Origin of the sequence: Streptomyces sp. 2A115, assembly GCF_052245575.1 — a bacterium.
Lineage (GTDB): Bacteria > Actinomycetota > Actinomycetes > Streptomycetales > Streptomycetaceae > Streptomyces.
This window is the reverse complement of sequence record NZ_JBQQCG010000002.1, coordinates 324,906-336,066: the sequence shown is the minus strand read 5'-3', so window position 1 is coordinate 336,066 and position 11,161 is coordinate 324,906. Positions and strand designations below refer to the sequence as shown.

The window sequence follows — 11,161 nt, the reverse complement described above, 5'->3', positions numbered from 1 at the left end:
GCCCTCTGCGGAGCCGCTGCTGCTGTGTGCGGAGAAAAAGTTGGGTGGCCGGGGTGAGTTGAACTCTCCTGTGTGCCTCGCCCCGACCCATGGGCCTGGCCTCTCACGCATTCGGCAACCGTGCCGAAGTCGGACACCAGGAGTGAGCCGTCCGGAACGTCCGTACGCAGGTCGCGCGCCAAGCCCCTGGGATTGAGACGTTCGGGCTCCTCACGGGCGACCTCATGCCGGTCGCGTCGTCGGCGGGCCCGGCATGCACGGCAGGGCAACAGCACGCATCCACCGTCGCGACGCCGCGGGCGGTCGCAAGGAGGAAGCTAGAGCGCTCTACACGATTCCGTCACTACTGGAAGGTAGAGCGCTCTAGGCGACCAAGTCAAGAGGCATGGTAGAGCGCTCTACTTGCGGGATTTCGTGGATTTTCTAGAGCGCTCCAGATCAACTGCCAAAAGAGTGCGAGATGCAACTATCTCCCGAGGATAGACAGCCATTGACCTGCAGAAACAGCGCTTCCCTTGGCTCTCGAGGAAGGGATTCCCATGCGCTCTCAGCAGGTCGTGCCCGTGCACGTTCGGCATTGCATTGGCCTCGGACCGAAGATGATGTCTGGACATTCTATTGACACCTCCCGTCATGCGGGCGTTACATCTGCGCCACGAGGTCGGCCGCCCGCGCCGATCGGAGGCCCCAGGCCTCATCCGTCCCACACCGCTCGAGGACTCCTCGGCCGATCCCGCATGCCTTGATGCGGGTCCGCGGTGCCCTCGAAGGAGAGGTAAGACCGTGCCGCATGCAACGCCTTCGCCCCGAAGAGCCCGCCGGGTCACCGGCTGGCGCGCCCTCGCTCTCGTCCCCGCCCTGGCTCTGGTCGCGGTCGGCTGCTCCAACAGCACCGACGACTCGTCCTCGGGATCCTCGAAGGGGACCTCGCTGAAGTCCGGCCTCGGTAGTGAGGCCAAGGACCGCAAGCTCACGTTTCTGCTGGCCCAGGACCCCGGCGACCCGTTCTGGACCACCATCGCGCAGGGCGCCAAGGATGCCGCGCATCTGCTCCACATCGACCTGAACATGCAGACCAGTTCGGGCGACCAGAGCAAGTACAACGACCTGATCGGCAGCGCCGTCGCCGACAAGCCGGCCGCGCTGGCCGTCGTACTCGACGACCCGAACAAGTACACCGAGAACGTCTGCGCCGCCAAGAAGGCCGGCATCCCCGTGATGACCTACAACATCACCCAGGCGGGCAAGGCCGGTGACTGCGTCCTCGGCTTCGTCGGGCAGGACTTCGAGCAGGTCGGCTTCCTGCTCGGCCAACGCCTCCTCGCCGACAACCCCGACATCGGCAAGGACGACACCGTCCTCACGCCTGTCGAGTTCCCGGACCAGGTCTACGCGGTGCAGCGCCACGCCGGTGTGAAGCGCGCGCTGGACGAGGTGGGTGCGAAGACCGAGCTTCTCGGTACGGGCATCGAGGACTCCGCGGCACTGGACAAGATCACGCAGTACCTGCTCGGCCACAAGGACACCGCTGCCATCGTCCCCCTCGGCGGGACCCCGCACCGCAACGTGGTCAAGGCCATGGAGGACTCCGGTGCGAAGGTTCCCGTCGTGGGCTTCGACCTGGCTCCGCAGATCATCTCCGGCATCAAGTCCGGCGCCATCACGGCCGCGGCCGACCAGCAGGGTTACGTCCAGGGATTCCAGACGGTCATGCAGCTGGGCATGCTCCTGGACTTCGGTCTCAGCCCGGCCAGCATCAACTCCGGTGGCAGCGGTCTGGTCGACAAGGACAACGTCGGTGTCGCCGAAAAGCTTGCGGGCAAGGTTCGCTGACGCTCCGTCATATTGCGTCCACCGATGACCGGTTCGGGGCGGCCCGCCGACTGCGGGCCGTCCCGCCCCACCGAAGAAAGGCAGTACGACCATGAGTGAGCGGAGCGGTCAGGTGACCGCCGAGAGCGCCACGACGGAAGGCGCCGCAGTCGCCGTGGAGGACGACGCGGCCGCGGGCGGCGCCACTGTCCACAAGCACACACTGGCGGACTCGGCGCCGGCCACCGCCGCAGGCCGGCTGGCCGAGCGGCTGCGCCAGCTGCGTGGGCGCGGCGCGCTGGAGATCGGCATCATCTTCGTCCTGATGCAGATCGGCTGCATCACCTACTACCTGATCGACCCGAACGCCTTTCCCTACCTGGAGAAGGCCAACTTCAACGTCCTCAGCCAGAGCATCCCGGTACTGGCGATCCTGGCCATCGGAGCCGGAATCCTCATCATCGCCGGCGAGTTCGACCTCTCGCTGGGCGCCAACTTCACCTTCTGCGCGCTGGTGTTCACCCGGTGGTATGCCGACGGCTCGAGCCCTTGGATGGCCACGGGCATGGCCATGCTCACCGGTGTCTCGATCGCGCTGGTCAACGGCATCCTCACCACCAAGGCCAAGATTCCCTCGTTCATCGTGACGCTCGGCATGATGATGTTCTGGGAAGGCGCCGCGCTCTTCTACAACGGCACCACGGCCACCCTGATGGTGCCGAGCGAGACGATGAAACAGGTCTTCACCGGCGACCTCGGCTTCTTCCGCGGCCAGGTGCTGTGGATGCTCGGCCTGGGAGTCGTCTTCTGGCTCCTGATCCACCGCCACCGCGTGGGCAACCACATCTTCGCCGTCGGCGGCAATCCCGCCGCCGCCCGCGCCATCTCCATCAACCCGGTCCGGGTCAAGCTCATCGCGTTCGGCATCCTCGGCTTCTGCGTGGCTCTCGCCGCCATCCTCACCGCCGTCCGTACCGGTTCCGTGCAGCCCGGCTCCGGCCGCGGTCTGGAGCTGCGGGCGATCGCGGCGGCCGTCGTCGGCGGCGTCGCCCTGTCCGGCGGACGCGGCAGCGTGCTCGGCATGGTCCTCGGTGCGGCCCTCATCCTCACCGTGCAGGACATCCTGCTCCTCGGCGGCGCCCCGGGCTTCTACCTGGACCTCTTCGTGGGCCTGATCATCGTCGGCGCGGCCATCTTCAACCGCATGTTCGAGGGGAAGGCGGAATGAGCGCCGCCCCGCCCGCCGCCCAGCCCGCCGGAAACGGAGCAACCGCCATGTCCCCCACCGCCACCAACGAGCGCACCGGCGAGGTCCTGCTGGAACTGTCCGGCATCACCAAGCGGTACGGCCCGAACACCGTCCTCGACGACGTCAGCTTCACCATCCACCAGGGCGAGGTCGTCGGGCTGCTCGGTGACAACGGCGCCGGCAAGTCGACGCTGGTCAAGACCATGTCCGGGGTCGTGCTCGCCGAGGAGGGCGAGTACCGCTGGCGCGGCGAGAAGCTGGGCACGATCAACCGCCAGGAGACCGAGAAGCGCGGCGTCGAAACGATCTTCCAGGACTCCGCCCTGGTGCCGTCGATGACGATCACCCGCAACATCTTCATGGGCCGCGAGATCACCAACCCGATCGGGCTGATGAGGCTCCGGAAGATGGACGAGATCGCCGCGCAGATCCTCGACAGTGTGGTCACCATCGAGGGCATCAAGAGCCCCAACCAGCTGGTCGGTTCGCTCTCCGGCGGTCAGCAGCAGGCGGTGGCGATCGCCCGTGCGGTGCACTTCAAGCGCAGTCTGCTGATCCTCGACGAGCCGACCAGCGCCCTGGCCGTACGCGCGACCGAGGCGCTGCTCAACTACCTTCTGCAGCTCAAGCAGGAGGGCGTCAGCTCGGTGCTGGTCACGCACAACCTGCACCACGCCTTCCAGGTCTGCGACCGGCACATCGTGATGAACCACGGTCGCAAGATCCTCGATGTACGCCGCGAGGACACCAGCGTCGAGGAACTCACCGCGGCCGTGGTCGAGGGCCCCGAAGGGCTGCGTCGATACAGCGAGGGCAAGCCTCTGGCCTGAGGCAGTCCGCCACCGCCCGACCGGGCTCCCGGGAACGTCCGAGCCCGATCACTCGCCCCTTGGCGGTCCACTGGTCCCTCGTACGACCAGTTTCGGATCCAACACCGCCTCCCGCGGCTCCAACTCCGGGTTCTCCAGGCGCTCCACGGCGAACCGCACCGCGTACTCGGCGATGAGTACCGCGTCCTGACGGACCGTCGTCAGGCCGATCGGCATCACATGGGAGAGGTGACTGTCGTCGTAGCCGACGACGGACACCTCGCCGGGGATGTCGATGCCCGCCCGGGTGAAGGTCATCAACAGGCCCATCGCGCAACGGTCGTTGCCCGCGAGGACCGCCGTGGGCGGAGGCAGCCCCCGGTCGCACTCGGCGAGCAGCAGACGGCCCGCCTCGATGCCGGCGTCCTCGTCGTGGGCGCCCGGGATCACCCGGATCTCGTCGGCGAGGCCGTGCCGGCGCATCGCGTCGCGGTAGGCGCGGCGACGCTCCACCGACCCGGGCTGCCGGCCACCGTCGATGTGCACGATGCGCCGGTGGCCCAGTTCGACGAGGTGGTCCATGGCCTGTCGTACGCCCTTGTTCTCGGCCGAGTGGACACTGTCGACGTAGGCGCCCGTCACCCGGCGGCCCACCGAGACGGCGACCGTGCGGTGCCCGAGGGCGTCCAGCTCGGCGGCGTCGGATCCCGGGCCCAGCAGGATCAGCGCCCCGCAGCGGTGGCTGAGCAATGCCTCGATCGACTTGGCCTCGTCGCGGCCGGGGGCGTTGGCGGAGAGCAGGACCTCGTAGCCGAGGCGCTCGGCCTCCGGGTAGATGCCCTCGACGAGGTCCGCCTGAAAGGTCTGGTGCACGGTGAGCATCACGCCGAGCGTGCGGCTGCGTCCGCGGGCGAGAAGTCTGGCCGCGCTGTCGGGGCTGTAGCCGATCTCGGCTGCGACGCGCAGTACCCGGTCCCGGGTGTCCTGGCTCGCTCCCGGTTTGTTCCGGAAGATGATCGACACCAGAGCCCGGGACACCCCTGCCCGTGCGGCCACATCCGCCATGGTGGGCCGCTGCTTGCCCGACACATCCACCTGTGAACCCGTCCTCCCGCGCCTGCCCCGGCCCAACGGACGGCCAGGAAATCTTTCGGCAACAACCTATTGACATGACATTTGGACAGGGGTCATCGTACTCGCACTAGAGCGCGCTAGTAGAGCGCAACAGCGATCATCGGTTCGTAACAGTTCTTCTGTCGTCTCCTGGATCTCCGGAGTGAAGGGAAAACCAGCGTGATGCCGTTCGAAGTGCTGACCCTGGGCCGCGTGGGAGTGGACATCTATCCGCTCCAGACAGGCGTGGGCCTGGCGGACGTCACCTCGTTCGGGCAAGTACCTGGGTGGCAGTCCGACCAACGTCGCTGTCGCCGCCGCCCGCCACGGACACAGCTCGGCCATGATCACCAAGACCGGCGCGGACCCCTGTCCGGCTGGGACACCCGCCGCACGGTGTCCTTCGCCCACGCGGCCGGTGCTCTGGTCGCGGGACTGCTGGCGTGCTCCAACGCGATGCCGACCGAGGCCGAGGCCGAGGTCGAGGTCGAGGCCAAGCTCCGCGAGGCCGTGGGCCGCCCGCCCCACGACGACGAATCTGCCCCGAAGCGAGAGGTGCGACGTGCAGTCTGACAAGGTGAGCCGGATCGTGGGCACCAGGGTCACGGACCCCGGTGCCATCGCGACGGCGGCTGCCCGGCGGATCAGGGCGACGTCGCCCCTCGGCGAACACGGCAAGGCGATGATCATCGCCGCCGACCACCCGGCGCGCGGCGCCAACACGGTGGGCTCCGACTCCTCCGCGATGGCCGACCGCTTCGAGCTGCTCGACCGCATGTGCACCGCGCTGGAGCGCCCGGGCGTCACCGGCGTCCTCGCCACCGCCGACATCCTCGAAGACCTGCTCCTGCTGGGCGTCCTCGACGGCAAGAGCGTCTTCGGCTCCATGAACCGGGCCGGGCTCGCGGGCTCGGTCTTCGAGATCGACGACCGGTTCACCGCCTACGACGCCGCGACCATCGCCGCGATGGGCTTCGACGGCGGCAAGATGCTCACCCGCATCGCACTCGACGACCCGGCGACCCCGTCGATCCTGGAGAACACCGCCCGGGCGGTGGACGAGCTGAACGACCGGCAGCTCATCGCGATGATCGAGCCATTCCTGTCCTCCTGGCAGGACGGGAAGATCCGCAACGACCTCTCCCCCGACGCCGTCATCAAGTCCATCACCATCGCCTCAGGCCTCGGCCGGCGCACCGCCTACACCTGGCTCAAGCTGCCGGTCGTCAACGACATGGAGCGAGTTCTCGCCTCCTCGACCCTGCCGGCGCTGCTCCTCGGCGGCGAAGTGAAGGACCCGGCGGCGGCGTTCGCATCCTGGGCCAAGGCCCTCAAGCAGCCCACCGCGCAGGGGCTGGTCGTCGGCCGCTCCCTGCTCTACCCCTCGGACGGTGACGTGGCCGGCGCCGTGGACCGGGCGGTGAGCCTGCTGTGAGCAAGTACCACCTGCCGACGGCTCCGCCCTACTTCGACATCGCCACTCCGAACGAGAACGCGCACGACGGCTTCGCCCACCAACGCGTGTACGGCACGCAGAACCGTCCCATCGACGTCCTCGCCGAGGTCCGCTCCGATGATGCCGTTCTCATCCCGCACGGCTGCCACTTCAACTTATCGACCTCCAGCTGAACCCCCGCAAAGGCAGTAACAGCCCCCACCCCACGCAGAAGAACTCCGCCGGCAAAGGGCATCTCCGTCCCCGTCTTCGAAGGATTTTGACCATGGCAATGGCGCCATCCCCACTCCGCACCGTCGCTGGCAACCTGTGCCTGGGCTCGGCCCCCGATTCCTGGGGCATCTGGTTCCCCGAGGACGAGCACCAGGTGCCGTACACCCGCTTCCTCGACGAGCTCGCGCAGGCCGGCTATGAGTGGCTGGAACTCGGACCGTACGGCTATCTCCCCACCGAACCGTCCGTACTGGCCGAGGAGTTGGCCGTACGCGGCCTGAAGGTCTCCGGCGGCACCGCCTTCGGCGCGCTGCACCGTCCCGAGGCCTGGGACGGGATGCTCGCGCATGTCCGGCAGGTCGCCGAGCTGACCGCCGCCGCGGGCGCCCACCATCTCGTTCTCATCCCGCCCATGTACCGGGACGAGAAGACCGGCGCGTTCACCGAGTCTCCTGAGCTGACCGCCCCGCAGTGGGCGGGCTTCGGACAGGCCGCCGACCGCCTCGGGAAGCTGCTGCTCGACGAGTACGACGTACGGCTCGTCCTCCACCCGCACGCCGACAGCCACATCCAGACGCAGCCGGAGATCGAGCGGCTGCTCAACGAGTCGGACAGCCGCTACACGAACCTCTGCCTGGACACGGGACATGTCGCGTACGGCGGCGGTGACAACCTCGATCTGATCCGCCGGTTCGGCGAGCGCGTCGGATACGTCCACATCAAGCAGATGGACCCGATGGTGCTGGCCCAGGTCGCCGCCGAGAACCTGTCGTTCGGCGAGGCCGTCAAGCGCGGCGTGTGCGTGACACCTCCCGCCGGGGTGCCCGACCCCGCCTCCGTGGTCGACGAACTCGCCCGCCTCGAAGCCGAGTTGTTCGTGATCGTCGAGCAGGACCTGTACCCGTGCGCTCCCGACGTGCCGCTCCCCATCGCCGTACGGACGCGTGAGCACCTGGCCGGCTGCGGCCTCTCCGGGACCCGACGCCCCCACAACCACCGGTAGGAGGCGGCCATGGACGTCAGGGACGACGCGGCACAGCCACGCACCGCTCCATCCACGCTGATCGACGACGCGCCTCCGGCGGTCTCGCGGCGGCTGCGGCTCATCACGATCATCGCCACCTTCGGCGGTCTGCTCTTCGGCTACGACACCGGGGTCATCAACGGCGCGCTGCCGTACATGACCGACGACCTGGGCCTGACCCCCTTCACGGAGGGGATGGTCACCAGCTCCCTGCTGCTCGGCGCCGCGCTCGGCGCGGTCGTCGGCGGCCGCCTCTCGGACGCCCGCGGCAGGCGGCGCAACATCCTGCTGCTGGCGGTGCTGTTCTTCATCGGCGCTCTCGGCTGCACGCTCGCCCCGACCACCGCGGTGATGGTGGTGGCGCGGTTCGTGCTCGGCCTCGCGGTCGGCGGCGCTTCGGTGACCGTGCCCGTCTACCTCGCGGAGATCTCGCCCGCCGAGCGGCGCGGCGCGCTGGTCACCCGCAACGAACTCATGATCGTCAGCGGACAGTTGCTGGCCTTCACCTCCAACGCGATCATCGCCGACGTGGGCGGCGAGTCCGGCGGCGTCTGGCGCTACATGCTGGTCATCGCGACCATCCCGGCCGTCGTCCTGTGGTTCGGCATGCTGGTGATGCCGGAGAGCCCTCGCTGGCTGGCCTCCAAGGGCCGGTTCAACGAGGCCTTCGAGGTGCTGAAGCAGGTCAGGTCCCAGCAGCGGGCCGAGGCCGAGCTGAGCGAGGTCTCCGCGCTCGCCGTCAAGGACGATCAGGCGAAGCTCGGCGGCTGGCACGACATGAGGTCCACGCCATGGGTGCGCAGGCTGATGTTCATCGGCTTCGGCATCGCGATCGTGCAGCAGATCACCGGCGTCAACACGATCATGTACTACGGCACGCAGATCCTCACCGACGCCGGGTTCGCCGCGGACAGCGCGCTGACGGCGAACATCGCGAACGGTGTGATCTCGGTCCTCGCCACCTTCGTCGGTATCTGGCTGCTCGGCCGGGTCAACCGCCGACCGATGCTGATGACCGGTCAGATCGGTACCACCAGCGCCCTGTTGATGATCGGCATCTTCTCGCTGGCGCTGCCCTCGGGCGACGGCCGCGCCTACGCCGTACTCGCCATGACCGTCACCTTCCTCGCCTTCCAGCAGGGCGCGATCTCGCCGGTCACCTGGCTCATGCTGTCGGAGATCTTCCCGATGCGGATGCGTGCCTTCGGGATGGGCGTCGCGGCGGTGGTGCTGTGGCTGACCAACTTCGCGATCGGGCTGGTCTTCCCCTCGCTGGTCGACGGGATCGGTATCTCCGCCACGTTCTTCCTCTTCGTGGCGGCGGGCGTCCTCTCGATCACCTTCGTGAAGCTGTACGTCCCCGAGACGCGCGGCCGCACGCTGGAGAACCTCGAGACGGAACTCCGGGCCCGCTACTCCTGAACGCTCCCCCATGTCCCCACGCTCCCGGGCCGGCGATGGCACGGAAACCGGGAGCCGTAGAAAGGAAACCCAATGACTGTGCGCGTAGGGGTCATCGGCGCCGGCTGGATCGGCCAGGAACACATCCGCCGGCTCACCGACACCGTCACCGGAGCCAAGGTCACCGCCGTCACCGACATCAACACCGCGCGCGCCGAGGAGGCGGCGGCCCGCGTCGGCGCCCGGGTACTCGCGGACGGCGCCGATCTGATCGCGGCGGAGGACGTAGACGCGGTGCTCGTCACGTCCTGGGGCCCCACCCATGCCGAGCACGTACTGAACGCGATCGCCGCCGGAAAGCCGGTGTTCTGCGAGAAGCCCCTGGCGACGACGCCCGAGGACTGTCTCCGCATCGTGGAGGCCGAGCGCGCGCACGGCCGCCGCCTGGTCCAGGTCGGCTTCATGCGCCGCTACGACGCGGGCTACCGCCAGCTGAAGCAGGTGCTGGCCTCCGGCGATATCGGCGCCCCGCTGATCGTGCACTGCGCGCACCGCAACCCGACCGTCCCGGAGTCGTACACCTCCCGGATGGCCGCACAGGACACGGCGGTCCACGAGATCGACGTACTGCGCTGGCTCCTCGACGACGAGATCGTCTCCGCGCAGGTGCTGAAGCCACGTGCCACGACCAACCGTTTCCCGCATCTGTCGGACCCGCAGATCATGCTCTTCGAGACCGCGAACGGGGTCCGCATCGACCTGGAGGTCTTCGTCAACTGCCAGTACGGATACGACATCCAGTGCGAGACCGTCGGCGAGACGGGCCTGGTGCGGCTGCCCGACCCGGCCGCGGTCGCCGTGCGCACCGAGGGGGTGAGCGGCTCGGCGGTGCTGCGGGACTGGAAGGACCGGTTCACGGACGCCTTCGACACCGAGTTCCGCGAGTGGATCGCGGGCATCGCGGCCGGCGAGGAGCCTACCGGACCGTCCGCCTGGGATGGCTACGCGGCCACCGTCATCACCGACGCGGCCGTCCGGTCCCTGGAGTCGGACAGCCTGGTCGTGACCGTCGACATGAAGCCCCGACCCGCGTTCTACGCGGGCAGGGCCACCGCAGGAGGTGTCGCGTGAAGATCGCCCTCGACCCGTACATGTTCCGCGCCCTGCCCATCGACGAGATGGTGCGCACGGTCGCCGAACTCGGCTACGAATACATCGAGTTGTCGCCACGCGAGGACTTCATGCCGTTCTTCCTGCATCCCAGGGCGGACGACGAGCGGGTGGCGGAGCTCAAGAACTCCCTGCGTACGCACGGCGTGCAGCTGTCCTCCGTACTCCCGCTCTACAAGTGGTCCTCGCCGGACGAGACCGAGCGGCAGGCCGCCGTCCGGTACTGGAAGCGGATGATCGAGATCGCCGCGGACCTCGAATGTCCGCTGATGAACTCGGAGTTCAACGGCCGCCCCGAGCGCGCGGCCGAGAGCGAGGCGGCGTTCTGGCGCTCACTGGAGGAGTTGCTGCCGTTCTTCGAGCGGGAGGGCATCGCGCTGAACCTGGAGGCGCACCCGGACGACTTCTGCGAGGAGAACACCCCGGCCGTGGACCTGGTCCGCGGCATCAACAAGCCCTGGGTGAACTACCTTTACTGCGCCCCGCACTCCTTCCACCTCTCCGGTGCCTCGGACGTCGGCGCGGACATCGCGGCGATGATGCGCTACGCGGGCGACAAGCTGCAGCACGTACACATCGCGGACTCCTTCAACCACAAGGGCTCCAGCGGCCTGCGCTACATCCTCAACCCGCCCGGCACCACCGCCCGCATCCACCAGCACCTGGACATCGGACAGGGCGAGGTCGACTGGGACGCCTTCTTCGGCACCCTGCGCGAGCTGAACTTCGACGGGGTCGCCACCGCCTGCGTCTTCGCCTGGGAGGAACGCGCCCGGGAATCCTCGGCGTTCATGCTCGACCACATCCGCAAGGGACTTGCCGCGTGAAGCTCGGCATCTGCGTACGGCGATCCTGCACGAGCAGCGGCTGACCGACGCCCTTCTCCGTCGGCGGCCTTCCCGTAACGACGCAGT

At 68.2% G+C, this 11,161-nt stretch carries 10 protein-coding genes and 1 pseudogene; 10 read left to right on the top strand and 1 reads right to left on the bottom strand.

Features of this window, described 5'->3' with window-relative positions; translation table 11 throughout:
- Nucleotides 1-783 precede the first annotated feature (783 nt).
- From ACTWQR_RS03085 to ACTWQR_RS03075, 3 genes are all read left to right on the top strand, one after another.
- Nucleotides 784-1,833, top strand: coding sequence for a sugar ABC transporter substrate-binding protein (locus tag ACTWQR_RS03085; RefSeq protein WP_443225288.1), 1,050 nt, complete (start codon nucleotides 784-786; stop codon nucleotides 1,831-1,833).
- Nucleotides 1,834-1,924: 91 nt separating this feature from the next.
- Nucleotides 1,925-3,040, top strand: coding sequence for an ABC transporter permease (locus ACTWQR_RS03080; RefSeq protein WP_443225287.1), 1,116 nt, complete (start codon nucleotides 1,925-1,927; stop codon nucleotides 3,038-3,040).
- A 47-nt stretch (nucleotides 3,041-3,087) separates the two neighbouring features.
- On the top strand, nucleotides 3,088-3,891 hold the full coding sequence (locus ACTWQR_RS03075) for an ATP-binding cassette domain-containing protein (RefSeq protein ID WP_443225286.1): 804 nt from the start codon (nucleotides 3,088-3,090) through the stop codon (nucleotides 3,889-3,891).
- A 48-nt stretch (nucleotides 3,892-3,939) separates the two neighbouring features.
- On the opposite strand, the gene ACTWQR_RS03070 is transcribed toward ACTWQR_RS03075, so the two are convergent.
- A complete protein-coding gene (locus ACTWQR_RS03070) occupies nucleotides 3,940-4,935 on the bottom strand; it encodes a LacI family DNA-binding transcriptional regulator (RefSeq protein WP_443225301.1) in 996 nt (331 codons plus the stop codon).
- A gap of 231 nt (nucleotides 4,936-5,166) precedes the next feature.
- Here ACTWQR_RS03070 and ACTWQR_RS03065 point away from each other — a divergent pair.
- The 7 genes and pseudogenes from ACTWQR_RS03065 to ACTWQR_RS03035 all read left to right on the top strand — a co-directional run.
- Nucleotides 5,167-5,353 (top strand): annotated as a pseudogene (locus tag ACTWQR_RS03065) (PfkB family carbohydrate kinase); the annotation flags it as partial.
- A 192-nt stretch (nucleotides 5,354-5,545) separates the two neighbouring features.
- Nucleotides 5,546-6,418, top strand: coding sequence for a Cgl0159 family (beta/alpha)8-fold protein (locus tag ACTWQR_RS03060; RefSeq protein ID WP_443225300.1), 873 nt, complete (start codon nucleotides 5,546-5,548; stop codon nucleotides 6,416-6,418).
- Nucleotides 6,415-6,612, top strand: a complete 198-nt coding sequence (locus ACTWQR_RS03055) for a 5-deoxy-glucuronate isomerase (protein WP_443225285.1) — start codon at nucleotides 6,415-6,417, stop codon at nucleotides 6,610-6,612. Before ACTWQR_RS03060 ends, ACTWQR_RS03055 begins: the two co-directional genes overlap by 4 nt.
- 92 nt (nucleotides 6,613-6,704) lie before the next feature.
- The gene (locus tag ACTWQR_RS03050) at nucleotides 6,705-7,655 is read left to right on the top strand and encodes a TIM barrel protein (RefSeq protein ID WP_443225284.1); all 951 of its coding nucleotides are present in this window, start codon (nucleotides 6,705-6,707) and stop codon (nucleotides 7,653-7,655) included.
- 9 nt (nucleotides 7,656-7,664) lie between these two features.
- Nucleotides 7,665-9,098: a sugar porter family MFS transporter gene (locus ACTWQR_RS03045; RefSeq protein ID WP_443225283.1), complete on the top strand. Its 1,434-nt coding sequence runs from the start codon at nucleotides 7,665-7,667 to the stop codon at nucleotides 9,096-9,098.
- Nucleotides 9,099-9,170: 72 nt separating this feature from the next.
- Nucleotides 9,171-10,208, top strand: coding sequence for a Gfo/Idh/MocA family oxidoreductase (locus ACTWQR_RS03040; protein ID WP_443225282.1), 1,038 nt, complete (start codon nucleotides 9,171-9,173; stop codon nucleotides 10,206-10,208).
- A complete protein-coding gene (locus ACTWQR_RS03035) occupies nucleotides 10,205-11,074 on the top strand; it encodes a sugar phosphate isomerase/epimerase family protein (protein ID WP_443225281.1) in 870 nt (289 codons plus the stop codon). Before ACTWQR_RS03040 ends, ACTWQR_RS03035 begins: the two co-directional genes overlap by 4 nt.
- Nucleotides 11,075-11,161 lie beyond the last annotated feature (87 nt).

Excerpts from the sequence above, each read along its gene's own strand:
- ACTWQR_RS03080 (WP_443225287.1), top strand. The coding sequence starts at position 1,925 with ATGAGTGAGCGGAGCGGTCAGGTGACCGCCGAGAGCGCCACGACGGAA.
- ACTWQR_RS03075 (WP_443225286.1), top strand. The coding sequence starts at position 3,088 with ATGTCCCCCACCGCCACCAACGAGCGCACCGGCGAGGTCCTGCTGGAA.
- ACTWQR_RS03070 (WP_443225301.1), bottom strand. The coding sequence starts at position 4,935 with ATGGCGGATGTGGCCGCACGGGCAGGGGTGTCCCGGGCTCTGGTGTCG.
- ACTWQR_RS03040 (WP_443225282.1), top strand. The coding sequence starts at position 9,171 with ATGACTGTGCGCGTAGGGGTCATCGGCGCCGGCTGGATCGGCCAGGAA.
- ACTWQR_RS03045 (WP_443225283.1), top strand. The coding sequence starts at position 7,665 with ATGGACGTCAGGGACGACGCGGCACAGCCACGCACCGCTCCATCCACG.
- ACTWQR_RS03050 (WP_443225284.1), top strand. The coding sequence starts at position 6,705 with ATGGCAATGGCGCCATCCCCACTCCGCACCGTCGCTGGCAACCTGTGC.